We start from the raw sequence: 24,795 nt of genomic DNA, 5'->3' as shown, positions 1-24,795 counted from the left end.
ATAGAGTGGTAAAGCTGGGAAGATTATTAATCCCTGGTAATTTGGCTATATGCTCAAGTAGGTACATTTATTCTTTAAGTGCTGTAAGGTAAGGTCAATTTCTTGTTTTACATAATAATGATTATACGCAAATAGATATATCAATTATGAAGCCATTTTCATGGGACCACCGGGATACGATTGCTTATAAAGCTTCTCCCAGCGGGAGATTAAACCTTTCCGAATATCGTCTTTATCAAACAATACTGCTACATCAATTGCAGAAAAGCCTTCGTGATTACGGATGCGAAGATCTGCTCCATGGTCCAATAAAAACTTAATGAGAACCTCGTTTCCAGAGCTGACTGCCATCATTAATGGAGTTGTGTCGCTGGGGCTCAGCGCATTTACTTTGGCTCCATTAGCCACTAGAAATTGTGCAACGCTGAGCCTTCCTGTGCTACAGGCGTAATGTAAAGGCGTCCAGCCTTGTCTATTAACCTCTGCCTTCTTTTTCAGTATCAAGGTCTCTACGACTGGCAACTCACCCTCAATTGAGGCAATCATTAGAGGGTTCTCACCACTTTTATTGGCTAAATTGACATCAATTGCCTTGTTGTCTAAAAGTAAATCAATGACCTTAAAGGATTTGTCCCTTATAGCAACAATTAACATTGGATTGCCCTGGGGATCAAGAGTATTTGGGCTTACGCCTGACTTGATTAGTGATTGAACCCCAGAAACATCATCAAACTTAGCAGATTTGGTGAAATCCGTAACTTGGTCTGGTGATTGGGCATAACAAGAGCTAAAAATACTTAGGGATACAGCAATTAAAAAAGTATTAAATTTAAATGAATTTATCATGATAGTTCTCTATCTATATGAAAACATTGGAAAAAATTATTAGAAGTGTGTTCTGCTAAGCTCTCAATAGAAATGCCCTTCAATTGAGCAATAAATTCGCCGACCTTTGAAACCCATGCCGGTTCGTTTGTCTTGCCGCGATACGGTATTGGGGCTAGATAGGGTGAATCTGTTTCAATTAACATGCGATCCAAGGGAACATGTTTACAGGTATCTTGCAGGTCTTTAGCGCTCTTAAAGGTCACAATTCCAGAAAAGGAGATATAAAAACCCATCTCCATAGCCGCAATAGCAACTTCAGTAGATTCTGTGAAGCAGTGCATGACACCGCCAATTTGATCGGCACCCTCTTCCTTGAGTATTTTGAGAGTATCCAATGAAGAAGATCGAGTGTGGATGATGAGAGGCTTTTGTGATGCTATAGAGGCTCTAATATGGGTTCTAAAGCGATCCCTCTGCCATTCCATGGATTCATAGCTACGCTCACCCATGCGATAGTAATCAAGCCCTGTTTCACCGATAGCAACGATTTTGGGGTGCCTGGCTTGCTCAACCAGGAACTCAAAGCTAGGTTCTGGAGTATCTTCGTAATCTGGGTGAACACCAACAGAGGCATACAAATGGGGGTGATCCTCAGCAAGCTTTTTCACCTTGGGAAAGTCGGGAATATCAACAGAAACACACAATGCATGGCTTACCTTGCAGGCAGCCATGTTAGACAAAACCTCAGGTAGACGGGCTTGAAATTCAGGAAAGTCTAGATGGCAATGAGAATCTATAAACATAACTCGCCATTTTAGTCTTCAAACACCTGCTGGTATTGAGAAAGCAAAGCCTCCAACTGTATGCGGGTAGCTAAAGGGTGGTTTTCATGACGTCGTGCCTGAATTAAGGATTTCCAAAGGCGGAGTAACTTAGGTAGGCGAGCCTGTTGAGCAAGCATCTGGATTGTGATTTCATGCTTAGGGTAGTAGCGTGGAGAACCCATTTGGGCGCAACTTTGTAGGTCAGAAACCCAGCGTTGCATGGTAGCTAATAAAAATGAATAGCGGGCTTTTTGAGTCTTATCGGCAGCATCAAGCCAATTAGTTCTATGGCCCTGTGACATTGATTGCAATAAATATCGCGATGCCTGAATGGCGATAGTGAGCTCATCCTTATTGTGTCGCGCAACGATGGAGTCAAAAACGGCATAAGGCGCCCCGCCCTGCTCATCATAAATAGACTCGATATCGGTATCGCTCATCTTCAAACCAGGAATCATGCTTAATTGAGTGCGTAACCAATTTAGCCCACTTAATCGATCAGGACGTGGCGCGGATAGCAAACGGCAACGTGAGCGAATAGTTGGTAGCACGCGATCGAGGCGATCCGCCAACAATATAAAGATTGTATTTTTTGGCGGCTCTTCTAGAGACTTCAGTAAAGTATTTGCAGAATCTGATCTCAACATCTCTAATGGATAAACCAAGATGATGCGATTACCGCCCCGGTGAGATCCAATTGAAAGACTTTCAATAGCACTGCGGGCATCTTCAATCGAAATACTTTTCTTTTCTTTTTTTTCGGCCACATCACCATCGCTATCAGCCTGGCTTAACTTGGATTTTTTAGGTGAGTCAGAATCAGAATCAAAATCACTATGAGGCAAAAGCTTGCGATGTGTTTCAGGAACAAGAGCTATGAAATCAGGATGATTAGCAGAGTCAAACCATCTACACGCCTCGCAGTGATTGCAAGGTTTTGCCCCAAAAGATTCCTCACATAAAAGCGCCTTAGCCAATTCAATGGAGAACTCAAACTTACCAATGCCGGATTGACCATGAATGAGAATGGTATTGGGAAATTTAGCTAAGTTCATGCCATCCCAAATAGGCTCTAGCCAAGGAGCTATTTTCTTGGTTGACTCATTGGGAGGTATTAGATCACCCATTTATAGCTTGAACTCCAATGCCTCAAGATCATTCCAAATAACCTCTGGGGTGCGTGTGGCATCTACTAGATAAAAGCGAGAGGGGTCTGCCTTTGCTCTTCGCAAATACTCTTGGCGAACCTGTTCAAAAAAATCTAAATCCATCTTCTCAAACTTATCAGGCGCCCTCACCTTGGATCGTCTAGACTCAGCAACAGAACCAGGTAGGTCAAATAAAATGGTGAGATTGGGTTGTAGTAATGAACCGTCTGAGCGACCCTGCACCCACCGCTCTAAATCATTTAATTTCTCGAGACTTAAGCCACGGCCACCGCCTTGATAAGCAAAGCTGGCATCGGTAAAGCGATCAGAGATAACGATCTTTCCAGCGCTCAATGCTGGTTCTATGACTTGAGCAATATGTTCGCGACGGGCAGCAAACATTAGCAAAGCCTCAGTCTCTAAATTCATAGGGGCATCCAGCAGTAATGCGCGTAGCTGTTCTCCTAACTGCGTACCACCAGGCTCTCTAGTCATGACAACTTCGCGGTCTGGATAGCGATCTCTTAAAAGCATAGCAAAGGAATCAATATGCGTGCTCTTTCCTGCACCATCGATGCCCTCAAAACTAATAAAATATCCTGGATATTGAGTTGTCATAGCAATTACTGTGAAGTTAATTTAGTACTTACATTACGTTTACGTTGAAACTGGTCAACAGCATTTTCATGCTCTTTTAAGGTTTTCGAAAAGTGGCTACTGCCATCACCTCGGGCCACAAAATAGATAGCTTCACTATTGGCCGGATGCATTACGGCATGAAGAGACTCTTTGCTCGGCATTGATATTGGTGTTGGGGGTAAACCTTTGCGCATGTAAGTATTGTAGGGACTGTCCCTACGCAAATCCGCTTTTCGAAGATTGCCGTCAAATTTGGGGCCAATACCGTAAATCACGGTTGGATCGGTCTGAAGCGGCATATTAATTTTGAGGCGATTTACAAATACTGCTGCGACCAGAGACCTGTCGCTAGAGCGCCCAGTCTCTTTTTCAACAATAGAAGCCAAAATGAGGAGGTCATAAGGAGTTTTCAAAGGAGAAGTGGCCTCTTTCTGCTCCCAAACTGCTGTAAGTTGTTTCTGCATGGCTTGGGACGCCCTACGATAAATTGAAATATCAGAGTCGTCTGGATCGAAGATATAAGTATCTGGATAGAAAAGTCCTTCATCACCAGGATAAGATAGACCGAGTGCCTGCAATAAGTCCTTAGGGCCCATTCCTTTAGTTTGATGAATGAGCGCTGGGTGATTATCAATGAGGCTTCTCAGCTGCCAGATTGTCATGCCGGGGATGATGGCTAAGCTTTCTCTGACACGGTCACCTCTGGCAATTTGTAGCAAAATATTTCCCAAGCTTGCGCGATACGGCAGTAGATATGTGCCTGGCTTTAGCTTAGAACCTACAAAAAGTACTCTCGCAGCAATGTGAAGGCTTAGTGCATTTGTAGTTAGCCCCTGCTCGGATAACTGTACTGCAATTGCGGATAGACCTGATTTGGGGTTAATCTTGACCTTAAAGGATGAGCTCTCTGGAATATTGGGCTTAGCTGGCACAACAGGCCATAAAAAAATGGCCCCATATAAAATGATCAGAAAGGCTGCAAGGTAGAGTGCTGATGTTTTCCATAGCCTAGTATTGGAATAGCGAATATAAAGAGTTCTTCCCTGAAATTTTCTGCTCATCAAGCTATGATAAAAGCTCATGAGCCAAAGCACAGAAAATACCATAATGTCCGCCACCAACCTGAACCACGGATTTACCTCCCTGACCGATTGGGGCTTGATCCTTGTTGAGGGCCCCGATGCCGCAACCCTGCTTCAAAGCCAATTCAGCAACTCCGTAGTTGGACTCAAGCGGACCATATTAGGTGATATTGCTCAAGGATTGGGCTCTGTTCGTTTAGTTGGGTACTGCAATCCAAAAGGTCGCCTTTTGGCAAGCGCTTGGCTTGGCTTATTTCCAGAATCTAATGATGCGGACGACCGTTTCGCCCTTTTTATTTCCAGAGACATAGCGGCCAGTACTGCAAAGCGATTATCCATGTACGTTTTACGTTCAAAGGTAAAAGTGCTGGATGCTTCAAACGACTGGGAGGTTTTTGCTTCCTATCAAAAACTACAAAGCGAGCAATTCACCGCTCCATTGAAGGACTCTCTCGCATTACGGATGCCGGATGTACTAATTCACAATCAGACCTTCCAGAGAACTCTTTTTGCGAAAAGGAAAACAGAGTCGAGTAACTCAGTAGTGGATCAGATCTCGCTAATGCAATGGAACAACTTGGAGGTATTGAGTGCAATTCCACGCATTGTCTTGGCCACACAAGAGCAGTTTGTTCCGCAAATGATTAATTTTGAATCTGTTGCTGGCATAGATTTTAAAAAAGGTTGCTATCCAGGCCAGGAAATTGTTGCCCGCAGTCAATATCGTGGGGCAGTGAAACGTAGACTCCAGCTTGCGCATGTCAGCTTAAGTCCAGCAGCATTAGAACTTGCCAAACCTGGCGTCGAGTTATTTCTAGAGGGTGATGTTGATCAGCCATGTGGCATGTTGGTGCTTGCGGCCACCAGTCCAGAAAATATAGATCGTATTAATCTCCAGGTTGAATGTAAGTTAGATGCGCTTGAGCTTGCCAATATTCACCTAGGTGTAAGTGATGGGCCCTTATTGCAAATAGATCACCTACCCTACCATCTATTAGAAATTTAACTTCTCTAGATCGATTTATTTTCTTATGTGCCTTATTCTCTTCGCCTGGAAATCACATCCAGACTACCCTCTGGTTGTGGCAGCAAATCGAGATGAATTTTATGAGCGTAACACCGATCCCATGGGCTGGTGGTCAGAACACCCTCATGTATTAGCAGGCAAAGATCGTGCAGACGTATTGGGTAGTCCTGGAACCTGGCTAGGATTTACCAAGACAGGTCGATTTGCCGCCCTGACAAATGTCAGAGCACCCAGCGAGAAAAATCCGGATGCAAGAACTCGCGGAGAGTTAAGTCTGCACTATCTAACGGGGCATCACAAACCCCATGCTTATATTCAAGAAAATGCCAAACGATTTGATCAATACAACGGATTCAATCTCTTAATGGCGGATCTCAGCGATCCAGAGAATGCTGAAATGCACTGGGTAAGTAATCGCCTGTTGATGGGTCAAAATATTCGTCCAAGAAAAGTATTTCCCGAGCAAGCCCTCAGTCCGGGAGTCTATGGTCTATCGAATGCCATGCTCGATACACCCTGGCCTAAAGTCAACCACAGGGTTGCTGCTTTTGCTCAAGCATTAGCGATGGATAGCGGTCAACTGAAGAATGCGGATCACTATTTAAAAGTATTAGCAGATACGCACGAAGCAAATACTCAAGAGTTACCTAGCACCGGTGTAAATGCAGATTGGGAGAAGGCTCTATCTGCTGCGTTCATTAAGACACCCTCTTATGGCACTCGCTCTAGCACTATTTTGCGTGTACGAAAAGATGGTCAGTTTGAGATGGTTGAAAGGCGATTTGATGCTAGCGGCACCGTAGGTCACGATGTGGTTACTGGGGAGCTAAGCGCTGCCTCAGGATCAAACCTCTCTATTTAAAAAAGTTAATGCAGGTAAATTAACGTTTCTGTCGCAGATCTTCATTCACCACACGCCCACCATCCACATCCTTAGTGGCTAGACGCTTTAAAAACTGAAACGTTCCTGTTGACATGCAGCAAATTTGGCCTTGATCGTTGTAGAGCTTAGCCTCACAAAACGCCATTGTTGCAGTGCGTCTCACGGTATCTGCTTTTACACGTAATATGCCGTTAGCAGCTTGCATAAAATTATTTTTCATCTCTACAGTGACGACACTTCGATCATCGGGATCGCTTGAGCGGGCAGCAACTGCCATAGCAACATCCATTAGCGTCAGCAATACACCACCATGAGCAACATCCCAGGTATTGGTATGCTCGGGCTTAAGCGCTAGAAGTATTTCACCTTTACCCATTTCAGCGCTGATAAGACGCACCCCAAGTAGCTTTAAGAAAGGAACATTGAGCTCCTCACCTAGATTGGCAAGCTGGGTTGCCGCATTCAGTTGTACTTTATTTGTCATAGGGGGATTTTAAAGGCTTCTGCGACGCTTGTGAATTACCCATAGAATACGAAGATGCCTTTTACCCTCCGCGGCGATGATGTTTGCCAGCCGACCCCGCCTACCCCGATATCTGATCCCTATTGGGTTGCCCTTTCACCATCTGTCGCCGAGCTCATTGGCGTGGAACTCGGAGATCAAGGAAAACCCAGGAATCCTGAATGGCTGGATGTCTTAGCAGGAAATCGACTTGATGTTGGCGGGCTTGCGTTTTCTTACCCAGTTTCCACGGTCTATAGTGGACATCAATTTGGGGTGTGGGCTGGTCAGCTGGGCGATGGTCGCGCTATTCTGCTGGGTGATATTAATGGGCTAGAACTCCAGTTAAAAGGCGCCGGTAAAACACGCTACTCTAGGATGGGTGACGGAAGAGCAGTATTAAGATCTTCAATTCGTGAGTTTCTCTGTAGTGAGGCAATGCATGCTTTGGGCATTCCTACCAGTCGTGCTCTTGCTGTAGTTGGCTCCAAACAAACCGTCATAAGAGAAACTATTGAAACCGCGGCAGTATGCTCTCGAACCGCTCCAAGCTTTATTCGCGTTGGTCACTTTGAACACTTTGCGTCGCAACAAAATTTGACTCGCTTAAAAGAACTTGCAGATCTCTTGATGAACAAATTTTATCCAGAATGCCTTTCTGATAAAGACCCCTATTTGAGCTTATTTAAAGAGATCAGCTCTCGAAATGCAAAATTAGTTGCTCAATGGCAATCGGTAGGTTTTTGTCATGGCGTTTTAAATAGCGATAACATCAGCGCGCTGGGCCTAACTATTGACTATGGGCCATTTGGATTTTTAGATCAATTTGAAATAGACCATATATGTAATCATAGCGACCATGGCGGCCGCTACGCTTACCACCGACAACCCCAGATCATGCACTGGAATATGGCTTGCCTAGCTAGCGCGATGCTCCCCTTGCTAGAGTTAGATCATTCCCTAGAGGAATCTCAAGACCTTTTACGCTCTGCCCTTGAGGAGTTTCCACTTGAATACGCAAAAGAATGGCAACAAGCATTTCGCCTAAAGTTAGGATTGCAATCTGAACAAGATGGTGATATTCAGCTTATTGAGCGGCTCCTACAAGCCATGCATGATTCAAAAGTAGATTTCACTAGTTTCTTCCGCAAGCTGGGTAATCTAAAAAAAGACTCAAAGCCAATAGAAATTTTACAAAGAAATGAATTTATTGATCGCGTTAATATCGATGAATGGTTTTCTGATTACATTGGTAGACTTCAATTAGAGTTGTTAGATGATCAGTCTAGAAAAGTACTGATGAATCGAATGAACCCAAAATACATTCTGCGCAATCATTTAGCCCAAGTAGCGATTGAAAAGGCTCAGCAAAATGATTTTTCTGAGGTAGATACCTTGCTGAAAATACTAAGCAAGCCCTTCGATGAGCAGGAAGCATTTGAAGACTACTCAAAACCACCGCCCTCTGACATGTACCGAGTTGCAGTCAGTTGCTCCTCATAGTCAACATTTTTTATAATATGACCAAAAAAACAGATCAGGAATATAAAACTTCACTTAACGATATTCAATATCGCGTGACCCGTGAGGCTGCAACAGAGAGACCTTTTTCTGGGGAATTCTGGGACCACTGGGCAAATGGTCAATATCGCTGCATCTGCTGTGACACGCCGTTGTTTCAATCCTCTACGAAGTTCGATGCGGGTTGTGGCTGGCCGAGCTATAACGCACCTGAAAATGAGGATGTAATTACTGAAATTCGAGATGTCTCACATGGAATGATTCGAACCGAAGTGCGGTGTACTGAGTGCGATGCCCACTTGGGGCACGTATTTAATGATGGCCCTCATCCTACAGGGCTTCGCTACTGCATCAACTCGGCATCCTTGAAATTTGAACCCTCAGATAATGCTGATCCTATTAAAGCAAAATAATTCTCAAATAGTTAGATAATCATCCTATGAAATTCCTTTTCGACCTCTTTCCTATCATCCTCTTTTTTATTGCTTTTAAATTTGGTGATATCTACACTGCAACTATCGTTGCCATGGTTGCCACTATTGGGCAGATACTTTGGGTGTATTACCGCCATCGTAAGATCGATGCCATGCAGTGGGTTAGCCTAGTCATGATTTTAGTGTTCGGCAGCCTCACCATTTTCTTGCACGATAAAACCTTTATTCAACTAAAGCCAACTGCCCTCTACTGGCTGTTTGCAAGCGCCCTATTTATTAGTGCGCAATTTTTCCAAAAAAATTGGATCCAAGTGCTAATGGGTAAGCAGATTACTCTTAAAGAGCAAGCCGCAAAATCCATTTGGCATCAAGTGAATATGGCATGGGCAATCTTTTTCTTTTTTATGGGCGTCCTAAATCTTTATATTGCCTTTGAGTACTCCGAAGAAACTTGGGTCAACTTTAAGCTATTTGGTAGCACTGGATTACTGGTTGCTTTTGTAATTCTTCAAGGGGTTTGGCTCAGTCGACACATGGAACATCCTGCAGAATGAGCACAAATCAAGATCGCATTACGCTTTTCGAAGCCGATTTAAGGTCAGCCTTCCAAGTCATGCAATTGGATATAGAGGATGAGAGCCATCTACATGCAGGTCATGTTGGGGCAGCTTCTGGCGGAGGGCACTTTAAGCTCACGATTGTTGCTCCAGAATTTGAGGGAATGTCTAAGGTGGCTCGTCATAGAGCTATCTACGCAGCCTTAAATAAACACTTTCCCGTGGCAATCCACGCCTTAACCATTTTGGCGTCCACCCCTAGTGAAAGCACTAGTTAAGATCAGATTGCTTTAATATTGCTTTTTACCCTCTTTTTTACATTATCAGCCCATGTTGAATACACGCCAAATTTTGACCATTAGCGCTTTAAGTGCTGCAATCCTCTCTTCATCTGTTTACGCGCAAAATGCTGCCATTGTGAATGGCAAGGCTATTCCTAAGGCGCAACTGGATAAATTGGTTCAAAAATCGAATCAACCAGATAACCCACAAGTACGAGACCAGGCGAGAGAGATGCTAGTAACTCGCGAACTGATTTTGCAGGAAGCCAATAATCGTGGTCTCACGCAAAAAGAGTCGGTACGAGAGCAATTAGAGCAATCTAGGATGGGAGTTTTGATTGCTGCAGTTTTTGAAGACTTTGTAGAAAGAGAAGGTGTTGCAGAGTCAGATCTGAAAGCTGCTTATGAACAAGTTAAAGGTCAGTACACCGGCAAGGAATATCACGTTGAACATATTCTCGTAGAGAAAGAGGCTGATGCAAAAGCAATAACAGCGCAAATTAAAGCTGGTGGAAACTTTGAACAAATTGCCAAGGACAAATCAAAAGACCCTGGTTCTGCACCTAATGGCGGAGATCTTGGTTGGGTTAGTGATAAAGCGCTTGTCCCTGAATTTTCTAAAGCAATGGTTCAACTGAAAAAAGGTCAAGTAACTGACAAACCAGTCAAAACTCAATACGGCTGGCACATTATCAAATTAGACGATGTAAGAGATGTAAAGGCGCCGAGCATAGAGGAGATTCAGGATCAGCTTAAGCAAATGATCACGGCTGACCAAAACTGGCAAAAAGCCAAATTTTCTGAATTAATGCAAAAACTTCGCGCTAAGGCAAAGATTCAATAAGCCTTGACTTTTTACCCTATAAACCCAGGCCAAGACCCTGGGTTTTTCTTATTCAACGAGAAAGTATTTTTAGCTATATATTTACATCATGATGATTCTTCACACTATGCTCAGAGTCGGCAATATGACTCGCGCGATTAATTTTTATACTCAGGTTCTTGGCATGAACTTGCTGCGCACCACTGAACGCCCTGAGCAAAAATATTCCCTTGCATTTGTGGGTTTCGGCAAAGGCAATGCAGATGGGCATTCTGAGATAGAGCTCACTTATAACCATGGTATTGACAAGTATGATCTAGGTAACGCTTATGGACATATTGCTATCAGCGTACCCGATGCTTATGCCGCTTGCAAAAAAATCAAGGATGCAGGTGGTAATGTCACGCGTGAAGCTGGACCAGTTATGGGTGGGGATACTGTCATCGCCTTTGTTACTGATCCTGATGGCTATAAGATTGAGTTAATTCAGCGCTAAATCTCCCGCCACAGTTGAAACAGGATGCCATCCAACTTCGAGTAATACAGAGCCTTTCAGATATTACTGAAGAGAGTTGGAATGCCCTCCTAAGACCCGATGCAGGACCATTTCTAAAGCATGCATTTCTAAGTGCTCTAGAAGAAACAGGCTGCGTAGGTGGCAATACTGGATGGCAAATTGCACACCTTATTGCAGAGGATTCCAAATCAAGAATTCTCGGAGCAATGCCGCTTTACCTTAAGCAACACTCCTATGGTGAGTTCGTTTTTGACTGGGCCTGGGCGCAAGCTTACGAGCAAAACAATATGCGCTACTACCCAAAGGCACTCTCAGCCATCCCCTTCACCCCAGTTCGTGGTCCGAGGCTACTTGTATCAGCAACCGCCAATAAAAATCTTATCCAAGGAATCTTGATCTCTGGCCTGAAAAAGCTAGTAACTCAAAATGCACTTTCTTCTGCCCATGTACTTTTTCCAGAGGATGGCGAATTGGAGGAGCTTCAGAAGCAAGGATTCATGTTGCGTGACTCTGTACAGTTTCATTGGCATAACACTGGATATCAAGATTTTGAGGGCTTTTTGGCTGCGCTCACAATGAAGCGTCGCAAGAATATCCGGCGAGAGCGTGCAGCAGTTGCTAGCCACCAAATCCGCTATCGACATATTCCTGGATCAATCGCTTCAAAGGAAGATTGGACATTCTTTTATCGCTGCTATAAAAATACCTATGTTGAGCACCACTCTTCACCATACTTAACAGAAGAATGCATTCAATTGCTTGGTAGCAGCGTGCCCGAGAATCTGCATCTGATTATTGCCATGCAGGATGAAAGACCAATTGCCTCATCACTACTAGTCGTTGATCAAATGACAAAAACAGCCTACGGCCGTTACTGGGGTGCAATCGAACATATTCCTTGTTTGCATTTTGAGTTGGCTTACTACCAAGCCATTGAATATTGCATCAAGTCAGGAATTCAGATATTTGAAGGTGGCGCTCAGGGTGAGCATAAGATGGCTAGAGGTTTTTTACCAACCACCTTGCAGTCTGCCCATTGGATAGAAGATCCAGGCTTTTCCAATGCGGTTAAGCGCTTCTTGGAGCGTGAACATGCGGGCATGGCAGCATATATTGATGAGCTTGAACAACACATTCCTCTGAAATCGTCTAAAGTACTGCCATGACTTCATCCAGCAACTCACCAGAGCAATCTGGGGCCAATTCCCTTGCGGTTGGTGACGATGCCTCTGACTCACCCTGTATTGGCGTTTGCACAACTTTGTATGACGAAATCTGTCAGGGTTGTGGTCGCACTCTAGGCGAGGTAAGTAATTGGGTATTTTTCAGTCAGGAAGAAAAAGAAGTGGTGTGGAAACGCATTCGTGCTGACGGCACTGCAATGCGATTTCAACGTCAAGCAAAAGAAAATACTTAGCCAGCTAATGCCTGGCTGCGTAAATACTCTTCATAGGTACCAGAGTAGTCAGCAATTGTTCCATCCATCTTTACTTCGAGAATGCGGTTAGCTAAAGCCGACACAAACTCTCGGTCATGGGACACGAAAATTAGAGTGCCCTCATATTTCTCGAGCGCAATCTGCAAACTTTCAATGGATTCCATATCCATATGGTTTGTTGGCTCGTCCATTGCAAGAACGTTATATTTTTGAAGCATCAATTTGCCCCAAATCATTCTGCCCTTCTCGCCCCCGGATAGCACTTTGACAGACTTGCCAATATCATCACCGGAAAATAGCAAGCGACCTAATGTGCCACGAATCACTTGATCATCGTCCCCTGTATTGCGCCAGTTATTCATCCAATCCATGAGCAATTCATCTTTTGCGAACATCTCAGTATTGTCTTGAGGCATCACGCCTACTGAGGCATTTTCTGCCCACTTGACATCACCGCTATCTGCAGCAATTCCATCAAAGCGTTTGCTCAAGATGGTTTTCAACAGCGTTGTCTTACCAGCGCCGTTTTGTCCAATGATCGCTATTTTTTCACCGGCACGGACACCTAGCTTAAAGTTTTTGAAGATGGTGCGGTCATAGGCCTTAGTCAACGCATTGCATTCGACGGCCATATTATGAAGTTTTTTCTCAGCATCAAATCGAATAAATGGATTCTGGCGTGAAGAAGGTTTTACTTCAACAATCTCAATTTTCTCTAACTGCTTTTGACGTGATGTAGCCTGACGTGCTTTTGATGCATTTGCAGAGAATCGAGCTACAAAAGCTGCCAGTTCGGCAATTTTTTCTTTGGCTTTAACGTTGTTGCTTAGCTGTTGTGTTCTTGCCTGAACGGATGCCAACATATAGGAGTCGTAATTTCCTGGATAGACCTTCAGTGTTCCAAAGTCCATATCCGCCATATGTGTGCAAACTTCATTAAGAAAATGGCGATCATGAGAAATGATGACGATCGTGCTCTTAATTTGGTTGAGAATATCTTCAAGCCAATGAATGGAGTGAATATCCAAGTTATTGGTTGGCTCATCAAGCAGCAGCACATCCGGATCGGAGAACAAGGCTTGCGCCAATAATACGCGCAACTTCCAGCCTGGAGCAACAGCACTCATGGGGCCATTGTGTTGTTCAATTGGAATGCCGATACCTAATAACAACTCCCCTGCTTTAGCCTCTGCGGTATAGCCGCCGTACTCAGCATATTTACCCTCTAACTCAGCAGCCTTCATGTAATCTTCATCGGTGGCTTCTGGATTGGCATAAATAGCATCGCGTTCCGCTGCGGCTTTCCACATCTCTTCGTGACCCATCATGACCACATCAAGTACGCGCACATCTTCGTAGGCAAACTGATCTTGGCGCAATTTACCTAAGCGAATACCGGGATCCAAACTCACGTTTCCACTAGTTGGCTCAAGTTCTCCACCTAAAATCTTCATGAAGGTAGATTTACCGCAACCATTCGCGCCAATGAGGCCATAGCGATTGCCGCCACCAAACTTAACGGAGATATTTTCGAACAGGGGCTTCGCCCCAAACTGCATAGTGATATTAGATGCTGACAGCACGGATGTGTTCTTACTTTCTGATAGGTCAATACGAGGTCATGGATGCAGCTTTGCACCAAAGATCGTTATTTTAACGGCTAGCGCTTAAAAAAACCCGTAAATTAGACTTTCAGCTTAAAGGGCGTGAAATCCGTGTGTAAGTCATAGTGATCCTGATTTTCCTTGCGCTTTAGAAAATTAACCACCCAGTACGTTAAGGGGGTCGCTAGAACCTCCCAGGCAGTTTTAAGGATGTATTGAGAGGCTGCAACAGCCAAGACCTCATTTAAGGGCCAAATACCATAAAAAGCCAGCATATAGAACAGAGAAGAGTCCACCAATTCTCCGCAGGCTGTGGAGCCGATAGTACGCATCCAAAGATGGCGACCTTGGGTCAAAACCTTCATTTTGGCCAAGGTATAGCTATTTACAAAGCTTCCGCACCAAAAGGCTGCCATAGACGCTAGGGCTATGCGCCAAGAGTTGCCAAATACTGTTTCTAGGCCTTGCTGGTAATTAGCCATATATGAACCAGGTGCAACTGGTAATGCAATGACGAGCTGCGCCATTAAAGCCGCAAAGGCGAGCGCCGCAAAACCTGCCCAAACTGCTCGACGGTCATAAGCATAGCCATAGACCTCAGTAAGAATATCGCCAAAGAAATAGGCTATCGGAAAAAAGAGGATTCCTGCCCCAAAGGTCACATTACCGAAGTAAGGTAAGTCTAAAGTTGCAGCCTTGCCGGCACCAATAAAGTTTGAGCAAAGCAAAACAACGACAAATGCTGCCAATATTAGATCGTAGTAGCGGTGATGGCGTCTAGGGGAGTCCATAAGTCAAGAAAAATGGATAATAGGAGAAAGAATATCCGCATTCCTGAAAATTCACAGGATGTGCATGAAAACCTAGATAGGATGACTAAGAGCCATGAGTAAAGCTAGTTTTAATTGGGCAGACCCCCTACTTCTTGACACCCAATTAACAGAAGATGAACGCATGATTCGCGATGCTGCTGCAGATTATGCTCAGGGTCGTTTAATGCCACGCATTCATGATGCATTTCGCAATGAAACCACAGATCCCGCTATCTTCCGTGAGATGGGTGAGTTAGGTCTTTTAGGAATCACAATACCCGAGGAATATGGCGGCGCAAATTTAAATTACGTATCTTACGGATTAATTGCTCGAGAAATTGAGCGTGTTGATTCTGGATATCGCTCCATGATGAGCGTTCAATCATCTCTAGTAATGGTACCCATCAATGAGTTTGGTAGTGAAGCTCAAAAACAAAAATATTTACCCAAGCTAGCAACTGGTGAGTGGATTGGTTGCTTTGGATTAACAGAGCCTAACTTTGGTTCAGATGCTGGGGGTATGATCACTAGAGCGAAAAAAGTTCCAGGTGGCTTCTCTTTAACTGGTTCAAAAATGTGGATCTCTAACTCCCCAATCGCTGACGTATTTGTCGTGTGGGCTAAAAACGATGAGGGCTTGATCAGAGGCTTTATTCTTGAAAAAGGTATGAAGGGACTTTCGGCCCCTAAGATCAGCGGCAAAATGGGTCTGCGCGCGTCGATTACCGGTGAAATCGTGATGGATGAAGTTTTTGTACCTGCCGAGAATGAGTTCCCCGAAGTTACTGGTCTCAAGGGTCCTTTTACTTGCTTAAATTCTGCGCGTTACGGCATTGCTTGGGGAACGCTTGGTGCTGCTGAGTGGTGCTGGTATGCCGCTCGTCAATACACCATGGATCGCAAGCAATTTGACCGCCCACTCGCTGCTAACCAACTTATCCAGAAAAAGCTGGCAGATATGCAAACGGAAATCACTCTTGCGCTTCAAGGAGTCTTACGTTTAGGCCGTATGAAGGATGAAGGTACCGCAGCTCCTGAGATCACCTCCATTATGAAGCGCAACTCCTGTGGCAAATCCTTAGATGTTGCGCGACTAGCTCGAGATATGCACGGTGGAAATGGAATCTCCGATGAGTATGGCGTGATCCGCCACATGCTCAATCTTGAAGTCGTTAATACCTATGAAGGTACCCATGATATTCATGCTCTAATTTTGGGTCGTGCGCAAACCGGAATCCAGGCCTTTAGTTAAAGCCTGAGTTTGGTGATGAGGTCTTTTGCTGTTCTTGCGAAGGCTTCATCACTATCATCCTCAAGCTGCACAAAATGATCCTCACGATAATTCGGAAAATTGCGAATGATTGAGGATTGGTACGATGGGTCGTAATGCATTACCAATAATTCCTCAACCAAATTCTCAAAATCTCCTGCGTCAATCGCCGTATGCCATTTTGCAATTTGTTCCTTGCCATAACGCGATGTCAGCAGACTCAACTTATCCTTAAAACTTTCGGGATTGGATAAGAAGTGCTTATATTCACGCAGCAACCAAGAGACGCGCGTATTGGTACTTGAGCGAAGCTCAATACATTCACCCTCTCGGATACGCTCCATCAGAGAATCGGGAATATGCACTCCACCCACCTTTTTGCTTTCGGACTCGACAAAAACTATCTTGGATGGATCTAAAGAATTAAATACATTCCATAAATTAGTCTCAAAACTTTTTTGTGATGGCTGTTCAATATTGGGCTCATTACCAAGAACAGAGCCGCGGTGAATAGCCAAGCTCTCTAAATCAAGAATCTGTGCACCCAAAGAACCTATTTCCTGGAGGATACGCGTTTTGCCACTGCCAGTCATTCCGGCAATGACTTGAAAGGAAAAATCATTCGCAGCTTTATCCAAGTCATCAATCACAACACGCCGAAAACCTTGATAACCGCTCTGCAGCTGCATGGCCTTCCAGCCAATGCGATTCAGGATATGGGTAAATGCGCCGCTACGTTCACCACCACGCCAACAGTAAATCAAAGGACGCCATTCCCTTGGGAAATCAATCAAAGTATTTTCTAAGTGATTCGCAATATTGCGCGAAACATAGGAGGCCCCTAATTTCTTGGCAGCAAAAGGCGATACTTGCTTATACAAAGTACCGATCTCAATCCGCTCTTCATTATTTAAAACAGGCAGGTTTATAGCGCCTGGGATGTGATCAAGAGCAAATTCTGCTGGCGATCTCACATCAATGATTGCATCGAACTCACCTAAAGAGGAGGCAAGTTTATCTATTCCAAAAATGTGCGGATTACTGAGCTGCAAACAATATCCTAGCGTAGCCGCAAGATCAGCGAACTTGCAGAGCCATATGATACAAATTGGTTGAGCGGGCGCCTGAGCGACAAAAGGCCAAAATGGGACCGGGCATAGTTTTTAGCAAGTGCGCCATCTCAACTACTTGCTCTGGCGTAAATGCACCTGGAATCACCGGTAAAAAAGCGTAGTTCAAACCCAATGCTTGAGCTTGTGCCTGGATTTGGGCATTAGTGGGCTGATCAGGGCCGCCCTCAAAATCAGGACGATTATTAATGATACTTTTGTAACCTTGTTCAACAATTTCAGATAAGTGGCTGGGATCAATTTGACCGAGAGTACCGAACTGATCAGTGTGGCAAGAAATAGGAAGGCTCATATAAACATCAAAAAATGAAAAAAGGGTTTAAAAACTAACAAATTTAGATTTTAAATCAGACTTACCTTTTGTGGCCCGTAAAGAAGCGGTTGCAGATAGCCATACCAGCCAACATTGCCAATACAAAGACCAGCGCCTTAAGGTGGCCAGCTCCGAGAGCAACTATTGCAGGGCCTGGGCAGAAGCCAGCAATACCCCAGCCGGCTCCAAAAATAAGACTGCCAATCACAAGGGGCCTGGAAATATCCCTTCTCGTAGGAATATGGAGGGCGCCACCAAAAAAGGCCTCAGTTCGTTTTGAGACTATGTAAAAGCCACCTAGCCCTACAAGAATTGCTCCACCCATTACAAATATCAAAGATGGGTCCCAATTGCCAGCAAGATCAAGAAAGTTCAGAATCTTCTGCGGGTTGCTCATGCCGGAAATTATAAGGCCAAGTCCAAATAAAACGCCGATTAAATACTGGCTATAGAAAGTAAGATGTCTTCTCATCATTTATAGGCCCAGCATATGGCGAATTACAAACACCATCAAAAAACCGGCACTCATAAAAGATATGGTGGCAACCAAAGATCTTGGAGATAAGCGAGATAGGCCACAGACACCATGGCCGCTTGTACAGCCGGATCCATAGTTCGCACCAAAACCCACTAGAAAACCGGCAATAATGATAGCCAACCAATCAGCATCAATTACAGACCTTGTGTGAAGATCAAATATCAAACTTCCTAAAAATGGGGCGCTCAATAAGCCCAATACAAGGCTTAAGCGCCAATGAACATCACCCTCTTTAGGTGAAAGTAATCCAGAAATAATTCCACTAATACCAAGAATACGGCCATGAAGAATGACATATAAGGCAGCTGAAACCCCCAATAAGATGCCACCTAAAAATGCAGGGCCGGGAGAAAATGCTAACCAATCAATTTGCATATTGTTGAATCTACTTAAAAGTTAACTACAGGGATTGGGAGCATCACGTGTTTCCAAATAACGAAGAGCTAAGTATGCTCCAACGATAAATCCCGGTAAGGCAAGAAACGAACCAATCGCTAACGTAGAAATCCCGCTCAAGCCTTGGCCAACAGTACAGCCAAGTGCAGTGACCCCACCGAATCCCATCAAAGCAGCACCAACTAAATGATTGGCTGTGTCTTCGGTATCTCGAAAACTCTCCCAGCGGAAAGACTTAGTCAGTAGAGCAACACAGGCTGATCCAGAAATCATTCCACCAACAGCCGCAATACCAAGTGTAATAACCTTAGAAGTATCGCTATATAACATCAACCAATCCAGTGAGAATGCATAAGGCGCCACAAAAGAAAGGCTCTCCATGCGCCCAGAGTTGGTGACCAAGAATACTTCTTCCAGGGTATTAGGATCTTCGGCAACAAAACCTACGTTTCCAGATACAAACCATACGGCGCAGATAGCTAGTCCAACAGCAATTCCAGCAAATACATTCTCCGCCGTCCAAAAAGCTTTGCTCGCAAGCGCATAGGCAATAAAGGCAAATCCAATAATCAAGCCAAGGGCAAGATGGAGATTATTTCTAGCAATCCCAATAATGGGGCTCAGAATACTTGGCAAGTCTTGAGGGGTATTGAGCGCAATAAATACAGAATCTAAGGTATTAATGCGAATTACACCCAGAAAGCCTTTCATGGTCATGTAAGCAGTCAGCCCAAGAACAATAAACACAATGATGGACTTGAGGTTACCGCCGCCGATTCGAACAAGGGTTTTGCTTCCACATCCCGACGCAAGCACCATTCCAAAGCCAAACAATATGCTGCCGACAATACTGGAAAGCCATAAAAACTTACTACCGGTATACATGCTCTTCAGTGGATCTATCAACCCCAAATACGACATTAAAGCAAAACCAACAATAGCAACGCCGATAGCGAGGAACCATTGCTTCAAGCGACTCCAGCTAGACATAATAAAAATATCTGATACTGCACCCATGCTACAAAAACCTGTTTTTTGCATTACCGCACCAAGCAAAAAAGTGATCGCAAAGGTAGCAAGTAAAACTGATTTGCTAAGTGAAGAAATATATACCACATCCATAATCAAAATTCTTTACTGAAATTATTTAAATTTATAAAACTGTTGATTGAGAAAGGCTGTGACATCAGCCTCGTCCTCAGGGAAAAGATCAAGGCGCAGTTCAGTGTTGCACCTTGCTACCATCGTCTTTAAATTCTGCAGGGTTTTTACCCTACTATCGCTGCGCGTGTAGATCATATCGCCATTACCAAAGCCAGATTTTTTTGCGTGGCAGGCGTAGCATTGCTGCTGATCAATTTTTTTGCCATTGGCTATATCTGGTGCAGCATAGACGGACAGATTCAGCCCAAATAGGCTAAGCAGAATAAAGAAAAGCTTAATCAGTGGTAATTTCATTTGAAATCAGTCGTTTAGCTAAGTAATTGGCTATTTTAAAGCCCAGATGACAAATCTGCCCTATTCCGCCTGAATTGATAAATAAACGTTATAGGCATTCATCCGGTTTGCGGCCCTAAACAAGGGCATTCCTTCGTATTCTGACCAATCAGTCTGTTGATAGGCCTCCTCAAAGGGGTCCATATTGACAGCTGATTTTGTCATTGATTCACGTAAATACCTTAAATACTCTCTAGTGAAGCGTATATCGTCGACGGGATTAATGGAGTGCGCACCATGGCCCGGAATCACAACATTAGGATTCAGTGACCCAATTTCATCCAAAGCCTGCAACCAACCCTTGCTATCCGCATTACCGACAAAAGGAATGCGACCACGAAATACTAAATCACCGGCAAAAAGTACTTTCTCGGATGGGACATAAATAATTAAGTCCTCTGGAGCGTGGGCAGGACCTACTCTGCTTATCTTAAACACAACACTACCAACTGTTAGGGTGTAGCTCCGGTCTATCCAGACATCAGCCCCTATCAGCTTAGTAGAAGCATTCACCCAGGGAGCAAAATCTATTCTAGAAGCAATCAGCCGCTGTTTAGCGGTTTCTGAGGTGATATAGCTTCTACCCTCACCTTGCGCATAAATCTTTGCTCCAATGCTCCTAAACTCTTGTAGACCATAAACATGATCTGCATGGTAGTGAGTCACAATGACGGCGACTACTCTCTGGGAAGTAAGCTTTTTAATTTCAGCTATGAGTTTCTTTGCGAGAACCGGCGAGCCTAGGGCATCAACTACCACTACACCTTTGGGTGTAATGACAAAGCCCGCATTCGAAATAAAGTTTTGGTTCTTACTGCTACCCATTTCCGGTAAGCCTCTCACAAAATAAGTGTGAGGAGCTACCTGAATAGGCTTTAAAACAAGTTGATCAATCTTATTAGCTGTAGCGCTAAATGCCAAAAGAGAGAGAATACCAAATAATAATGATCGCATTGCGCCAAATCCTAAGTTGGACCCCATGGCAGTCAAAACTTAAGGTTTGATATAGGCGAAATGATTTTGATACTGAAGGTCTGCCACTCGCACAACGCCAGATGGAGTGAAGTCAGTATCAAGAGTGAACTGATCTTTTGTGAGATTGCGATTCTTTAAAGTGATTTCGCAGACTTCAAAACGAACGCCGCGTGATTTTAATGCGCCGACTAGAGGCGCATATTCAATTCCATTCCTCTTATCTTTCGCGCCTTCCATCATAATATCTACGCCATTGGCATGGGTAACAACAATGATCTTGGTTTGGGGGGATACGTCTAAATGATTCCGAATATTACGCAACCCTTTAATTCCTTGAGACTCTGCATCATCTATGTGATAAACCACTTCTGTTGGCCCTGCAGCATAAGCGCCTGGGAAAAAGAGAATGAAAGAAGTGGCAAGGCACTGAAGTATTTTTTTCATGATTTGTTTCGAGTAAAAAGAATTAGAGTGAAACCATTCCAGGGTTATTTTTTATTCCCTTAATAATTGGCTCATTAAGCTTAACTGCTTTAACAACTTTGACATCGCGTAAATGACGCTCAATAACATCCCAGATTGGTTCGCCACCAGCATTCTTCGCATCTTCACTAACTGGAGCCCAGCCGGCGACTTTATAAGTTTTGCTTGGGTCAATATCTTTACCATTTAAGCGCATATCACTAATGCGTTTTCCGGCAGATGCAGTTGGATCAATGGTGTATTGCATACCCCCTACACGAACCATGTCTCCACCCTGTTGATAATAAGGATCAGGATTAAAAAGGTTATCTGCTACATCTTCAAGAATAGTCTTGATAGTTTCACCAGACATATTGGTAACTGTGGTGTAGGGATAGGTAATAGCAGTTTGATCTAGTAGATTTTCGCGAGTAATTGCTTGACCTGGTAGCAAACTTGTACCCCAGCGGAATCCTGGCGAGAATGCGATCTCCGCATTTTTCTGAGCCATTAATCCGTCCAAAATTAATTGATCAAAGCTACCATTGAAGTTACCGCGACGATATAAGAGACCATCTGTAGTGGCTAATTTTTCATTCAACTTCGTTTCATATGGCGCCCGCACTTTTGCGATCAGCTTATTCATCGCCGGATCTGCAGGAATCATGTTGGAGAAAATTGGGAATAGCTTATAACGAAAATCGACCGGCTTACCACCCTTAACGTCAAAATCCAGTACACCTAAAAATTTACTATTTGAACCTGCATTAGTAACCAAGGTGACTCCACCTGAATTTTTGACCTTGACTGGAATTGGTACGCCATCATGCGTATGACCGCCCATAATGGCATCTAAACCAGTAATACGGGAAGCCATTTTTAAGTCGACGTCCATGCCATTATGGGATAGCAACACAACTACTTTTGCACCCTTAGCTTTCACTTCATCAATAGTCTTCTGGAGATTGTCTTCTTGAATGCCAAATGTCCAGTCAGGGGTGAAGTAACGTGGATTAGCAATTGGCGTATACGGGAATGCTTGACCAATAATGGCAACCTGAACGCCATTCTGCACCTTCATCACATAAGGATTAAATACGGAATCACCGAAGTCTGCAGTTTTAATATTTTGCGCTACAAAAGAAACCCTACCCTTGAAGTCTCCATTGACAATCTCCATAACCCGACTCTCGCCGAGCGTCATCTCCCAGTGCGGCGTCATGACATCAACACCTAAGAGCAGCGCTGCATCAACCATATCCTGGCCATTAGTCCAGAGGGATGTACCTGAGCCCTGCCATGTATCACCACCGTCTAACAGCAGCGCACTCGGACGACTAGCTTTGATTTGTTTAATCAAAGTTGCCATATGAGCGAAGCCACCCATCTTTCCATAATTTTGAGCTGCAGCCACGTAATCAAGATAAGTAAAAGCATGGGCATCACGCGTCCCAGGCTTGATGCCATTGGCCTTTAGAAAATATTCGCCCACCAAATGAGGTGTTTTTCCTTCTTGACCACTAATACCTATGTTGACATTCGGTTCGCGAAAATAGATCGGCAGTAGTTGCGCATGGCAGTCGGTAAAGTGTAAGAAATGGACATTGCCAAACTTGGGCAAATCATAAAATTTTTGTGCAGTAGTTTGTGCGTTAGCAAAATTAGATTGCAAGCTCATGCCACCAGCGGAGGCAATAGCTAATGCCTGCAAGAATTCACGACGATTTAAAGACATGGTATTCCCTTAAAAAAACAGGCCTTTCGGCCTGTTTTAGCGCGTTATTTATTCACAGGAGATTCTGGATCAAGCAATAAAGCCATCACATCTTGGATTTGCTGTTCATTTAATAATTTGAAATGCGCAAAACGCGGCATATTGCTGCAAGCGTTGTACGCCTTAGAATTATTAATACGATTCCAGGTGTAGGTTATGACTTCCTTGGAATAGCCACGTAATTTTCCATAACCAGTCAATGAAGGACCAATGTTTCCATAAGAAATTTCTTTGGAATCAATTTGGTGGCAGTTATAACAACCGCCCCCGATTGGGGTATCAGCTTTGTCAGACCATGTTGCGCCACGACCACTTTGGGCAATCCTTTCACCATTCTTCCAATCACCAATGTACTTACCATCAGATGGCTGTTTAATCGAGTCCATATTCATTTTTTGGATCTTCTCTCTCATCGCTTCGCCTTTTTTGCTATTAGCGAATTGGGGGTCTGAGCAGAACTTCTGTGTAGCATCTTGATCGATACGATCTAACCCGGCGATTCCCTCGGCTCTGAAACTATCTTGGATCATCTTGTTAAATTTGGGATCATTCTTTTGCTGAGCAGACGCAGGAGTAACTATAAAACCCGCTACAACAAGAAAACTAGAGATAGCTAAGAGTTGTTTTAAGTATTTAATTTTCATATTCTTCTCTCTTATCTATTAACGCTTTAAGCCAGGTGTTTCAACAGTGCCGCCATTAGCGGTCTTGGCCATATACATAGATAAAGCAATAGTGACATCAGAGCCGTAAATAGGGTATGGGAAGCGTTGCTGACGGAAGCAATCATTTAGACGTTGCTGCATAGTCCAAAATTGCCCACTAGATACGCGATATGCAGGCCAGTAACCCCAACCAAGGGCTGCACCCTTTTGCTCTGTGATATTCGGAAGGTCTTGTAAACGAATACGCTTGTCATTCTCAGCATGGCAAGAGGCACAGGAGAAATCCATTGGACCGCCCTGGAAAAAGAAGGCACGCTTACCAAGGTCATACATTTCTTTTTCTTTTGGATGCGCAGTACTTACTTTGATCTTCTCGCCTTTAGATAGCGTAACAACGTAGGCAACAATAGCCTCCATATCCTTCTTCGGACCTCTTTGGAATGGTGAATCAATCATCTCCTGAGGATCTCGACCCTGCAGCACTTGCATACAGGTCATTAAACGCGATTCCAGATCTTGAACCTTATTTGTATCTTTAAAGTATCGAGGTAATTGCGCAGCAGCGCCCTTTACAACACCAGGACCTAAACCTAAATTACATTGTTCAAGGGTGGCATTTTTGGGGCCAGCAGGTTTTTTCCATAATTCCTCACCCGCTGCCTCGTAAAGCTCTGAAGGATTACCATCTGCAATCATCTCTCGATATTTGGCAATATCATCTGCTGCACTTTTTTGTGCTGACACTGAAGATGCAAAAGTTAATAAAGTTGCTACTAAACCAGTAGCTAACCCTAAGGTCAATTTACGCTGCATTTCCTACCCTTTCAGAACCACGGAGGCGGTGATCATTATTAA

30 protein-coding genes are annotated in these 24,795 nt (G+C 44.0%); 11 read left to right on the top strand and 19 right to left on the bottom strand.

All coding sequences use genetic code 11. The features are described from left to right. Positions 1–144: 144 nt before the first annotated feature. The 5 genes from ICN43_RS07065 to mltG are packed head-to-tail and all read right to left on the bottom strand — an operon-like array spanning position 145 to position 4,500. The gene (locus ICN43_RS07065) at positions 145–846 is read right to left on the bottom strand and encodes an ankyrin repeat domain-containing protein (RefSeq protein ID WP_216198151.1); all 702 of its coding nucleotides are present in this window, start codon (positions 844–846) and stop codon (positions 145–147) included. Further along, on the bottom strand, positions 843–1,631 hold the full coding sequence (locus ICN43_RS07060; RefSeq protein ID WP_216198150.1) for a TatD family hydrolase: 789 nt from the start codon (positions 1,629–1,631) through the stop codon (positions 843–845). Before ICN43_RS07060 ends, ICN43_RS07065 begins: the two co-directional genes overlap by 4 nt. Positions 1,632–1,642: 11 nt before the next feature. Then, complete coding sequence (locus tag ICN43_RS07055; RefSeq protein WP_216198148.1) at positions 1,643–2,779, bottom strand: DNA polymerase III subunit delta'; 1,137 nt, start codon at positions 2,777–2,779, stop codon at positions 1,643–1,645. After that, positions 2,780–3,418, bottom strand: a complete 639-nt coding sequence (gene tmk / locus ICN43_RS07050) for a dTMP kinase (protein ID WP_216198146.1) — start codon at positions 3,416–3,418, stop codon at positions 2,780–2,782. Between the two features lie 5 nt (positions 3,419–3,423). Beyond that, a complete protein-coding gene (mltG, locus tag ICN43_RS07045) occupies positions 3,424–4,500 on the bottom strand; it encodes an endolytic transglycosylase MltG (protein ID WP_216198143.1) in 1,077 nt (358 codons plus the stop codon). 46 nt (positions 4,501–4,546) lie between these two features. Here mltG and ICN43_RS07040 point away from each other — a divergent pair, with 46 nt between their 5' ends. Both ICN43_RS07040 and ICN43_RS07035 read left to right on the top strand, forming a co-directional pair. Beyond that, positions 4,547–5,527, top strand: coding sequence for a folate-binding protein YgfZ (locus ICN43_RS07040; RefSeq protein ID WP_255533457.1), 981 nt, complete (start codon positions 4,547–4,549; stop codon positions 5,525–5,527). Positions 5,528–5,552: 25 nt separating this feature from the next. Continuing rightward, the gene (locus ICN43_RS07035; RefSeq protein ID WP_216198140.1) at positions 5,553–6,410 is read left to right on the top strand and encodes an NRDE family protein; all 858 of its coding nucleotides are present in this window, start codon (positions 5,553–5,555) and stop codon (positions 6,408–6,410) included. Positions 6,411–6,429: 19 nt separating this feature from the next. Here ICN43_RS07035 and ICN43_RS07030 read toward each other — a convergent pair whose 3' ends face one another. Then, the gene (locus ICN43_RS07030; protein WP_216198138.1) at positions 6,430–6,915 is read right to left on the bottom strand and encodes a PaaI family thioesterase; all 486 of its coding nucleotides are present in this window, start codon (positions 6,913–6,915) and stop codon (positions 6,430–6,432) included. A gap of 54 nt (positions 6,916–6,969) precedes the next feature. Here ICN43_RS07030 and ICN43_RS07025 point away from each other — a divergent pair, with 54 nt between their 5' ends. From ICN43_RS07025 to ICN43_RS06990, 8 genes are all read left to right on the top strand, one after another. Then, positions 6,970–8,436 carry a YdiU family protein gene (locus tag ICN43_RS07025; protein WP_216198136.1) on the top strand — a complete coding sequence of 489 codons (1,467 nt, stop codon included), beginning with the start codon at positions 6,970–6,972 and terminating at the stop codon, positions 8,434–8,436. A 17-nt stretch (positions 8,437–8,453) separates the two neighbouring features. Beyond that, positions 8,454–8,867 carry a peptide-methionine (R)-S-oxide reductase MsrB gene (msrB, locus tag ICN43_RS07020; RefSeq protein WP_216198134.1) on the top strand — a complete coding sequence of 138 codons (414 nt, stop codon included), beginning with the start codon at positions 8,454–8,456 and terminating at the stop codon, positions 8,865–8,867. Between the two features lie 26 nt (positions 8,868–8,893). Continuing rightward, entirely contained in the window at positions 8,894–9,442 is a 549-nt protein-coding gene (locus tag ICN43_RS07015) for a septation protein A (RefSeq protein WP_216198132.1), read from the top strand. Further along, complete coding sequence (locus ICN43_RS07010) at positions 9,439–9,723, top strand: BolA family transcriptional regulator (RefSeq protein ID WP_216198129.1); 285 nt, start codon at positions 9,439–9,441, stop codon at positions 9,721–9,723. The genes ICN43_RS07015 and ICN43_RS07010 overlap by 4 nt, the downstream gene beginning before the upstream one ends. Before the next feature lie 52 nt (positions 9,724–9,775). Beyond that, on the top strand, positions 9,776–10,570 hold the full coding sequence (locus ICN43_RS07005) for a peptidylprolyl isomerase (RefSeq protein ID WP_216198127.1): 795 nt from the start codon (positions 9,776–9,778) through the stop codon (positions 10,568–10,570). Positions 10,571–10,658: 88 nt separating this feature from the next. Beyond that, positions 10,659–11,045, top strand: coding sequence for a lactoylglutathione lyase (gloA, locus tag ICN43_RS07000; RefSeq protein WP_216198125.1), 387 nt, complete (start codon positions 10,659–10,661; stop codon positions 11,043–11,045). A gap of 14 nt (positions 11,046–11,059) precedes the next feature. Further along, positions 11,060–12,232: a GNAT family N-acetyltransferase gene (locus ICN43_RS06995; RefSeq protein WP_216198123.1), complete on the top strand. Its 1,173-nt coding sequence runs from the start codon at positions 11,060–11,062 to the stop codon at positions 12,230–12,232. After that, the gene (locus tag ICN43_RS06990; RefSeq protein WP_216198121.1) at positions 12,229–12,483 is read left to right on the top strand and encodes a DUF1289 domain-containing protein; all 255 of its coding nucleotides are present in this window, start codon (positions 12,229–12,231) and stop codon (positions 12,481–12,483) included. The genes ICN43_RS06995 and ICN43_RS06990 overlap by 4 nt, the downstream gene beginning before the upstream one ends. Here ICN43_RS06990 and ICN43_RS06985 read toward each other — a convergent pair. Together ICN43_RS06985 and ICN43_RS06980 are read right to left on the bottom strand one after the other, a co-directional pair. Next, positions 12,480–14,087: an ABC-F family ATPase gene (locus tag ICN43_RS06985; RefSeq protein WP_216198119.1), complete on the bottom strand. Its 1,608-nt coding sequence runs from the start codon at positions 14,085–14,087 to the stop codon at positions 12,480–12,482. The genes ICN43_RS06990 and ICN43_RS06985 overlap by 4 nt on opposite strands. 101 nt (positions 14,088–14,188) lie before the next feature. Beyond that, a complete protein-coding gene (locus tag ICN43_RS06980; protein ID WP_216198117.1) occupies positions 14,189–14,899 on the bottom strand; it encodes a queuosine precursor transporter in 711 nt (236 codons plus the stop codon). Between the two features lie 94 nt (positions 14,900–14,993). Here ICN43_RS06980 and ICN43_RS06975 point away from each other — a divergent pair, with 94 nt between their 5' ends. Then, entirely contained in the window at positions 14,994–16,172 is a 1,179-nt protein-coding gene (locus tag ICN43_RS06975; RefSeq protein WP_216198115.1) for an acyl-CoA dehydrogenase, read from the top strand. Here the strand turns inward: ICN43_RS06975 and mnmH are convergent. The 11 genes from mnmH to soxA all read right to left on the bottom strand — a co-directional run bounded on the left by mnmH (position 16,169) and on the right by soxA (position 24,753). Next, entirely contained in the window at positions 16,169–17,242 is a 1,074-nt protein-coding gene (mnmH, locus tag ICN43_RS06970; protein WP_216198113.1) for a tRNA 2-selenouridine(34) synthase MnmH, read from the bottom strand. The two genes, ICN43_RS06975 and mnmH, sit on opposite strands and share 4 nt — an antisense overlap. 25 nt (positions 17,243–17,267) lie before the next feature. Further along, positions 17,268–17,612 carry a TIGR01244 family sulfur transferase gene (locus tag ICN43_RS06965; protein ID WP_216198111.1) on the bottom strand — a complete coding sequence of 115 codons (345 nt, stop codon included), beginning with the start codon at positions 17,610–17,612 and terminating at the stop codon, positions 17,268–17,270. A 61-nt stretch (positions 17,613–17,673) separates the two neighbouring features. Further along, positions 17,674–18,105 carry a DUF6691 family protein gene (locus ICN43_RS06960; protein WP_216199978.1) on the bottom strand — a complete coding sequence of 144 codons (432 nt, stop codon included), beginning with the start codon at positions 18,103–18,105 and terminating at the stop codon, positions 17,674–17,676. A 3-nt stretch (positions 18,106–18,108) separates the two neighbouring features. Then, a complete protein-coding gene (locus ICN43_RS06955; protein WP_216198109.1) occupies positions 18,109–18,546 on the bottom strand; it encodes a YeeE/YedE family protein in 438 nt (145 codons plus the stop codon). 21 nt (positions 18,547–18,567) lie between these two features. Next, positions 18,568–19,689, bottom strand: coding sequence for a YeeE/YedE family protein (locus ICN43_RS06950; RefSeq protein ID WP_216198107.1), 1,122 nt, complete (start codon positions 19,687–19,689; stop codon positions 18,568–18,570). 21 nt (positions 19,690–19,710) lie between these two features. Further along, positions 19,711–20,025 (bottom strand): hypothetical protein, encoded by a 315-nt coding sequence (locus ICN43_RS06945; RefSeq protein ID WP_255533455.1) that lies wholly within the window; start codon positions 20,023–20,025, stop codon positions 19,711–19,713. A 60-nt stretch (positions 20,026–20,085) separates the two neighbouring features. Then, on the bottom strand, positions 20,086–21,018 hold the full coding sequence (locus ICN43_RS06940; protein WP_255533454.1) for an MBL fold metallo-hydrolase: 933 nt from the start codon (positions 21,016–21,018) through the stop codon (positions 20,086–20,088). Between the two features lie 39 nt (positions 21,019–21,057). Beyond that, positions 21,058–21,483 (bottom strand): DsrE family protein, encoded by a 426-nt coding sequence (locus ICN43_RS06935; protein WP_216198103.1) that lies wholly within the window; start codon positions 21,481–21,483, stop codon positions 21,058–21,060. A gap of 22 nt (positions 21,484–21,505) precedes the next feature. Further along, the gene (soxB, locus tag ICN43_RS06930) at positions 21,506–23,236 is read right to left on the bottom strand and encodes a thiosulfohydrolase SoxB (protein WP_216198101.1); all 1,731 of its coding nucleotides are present in this window, start codon (positions 23,234–23,236) and stop codon (positions 21,506–21,508) included. 44 nt (positions 23,237–23,280) lie between these two features. Beyond that, positions 23,281–23,919: a sulfur oxidation c-type cytochrome SoxX gene (gene soxX / locus ICN43_RS06925; RefSeq protein WP_216198099.1), complete on the bottom strand. Its 639-nt coding sequence runs from the start codon at positions 23,917–23,919 to the stop codon at positions 23,281–23,283. Positions 23,920–23,937: 18 nt separating this feature from the next. Then, positions 23,938–24,753: a sulfur oxidation c-type cytochrome SoxA gene (gene soxA / locus ICN43_RS06920; RefSeq protein WP_216198097.1), complete on the bottom strand. Its 816-nt coding sequence runs from the start codon at positions 24,751–24,753 to the stop codon at positions 23,938–23,940. Between the last annotated feature and the right edge of the window lie 42 nt (positions 24,754–24,795).

Origin of the sequence: Polynucleobacter sp. UK-Mo-2m-Kol15 (genome assembly GCF_018881505.1) — a bacterium.
Classification (GTDB): domain Bacteria; phylum Pseudomonadota; class Gammaproteobacteria; order Burkholderiales; family Burkholderiaceae; genus Polynucleobacter.
The sequence above is the reverse complement of the archived record's forward strand: the minus strand, read 5'-3'. Positions and strand labels throughout refer to the sequence as shown.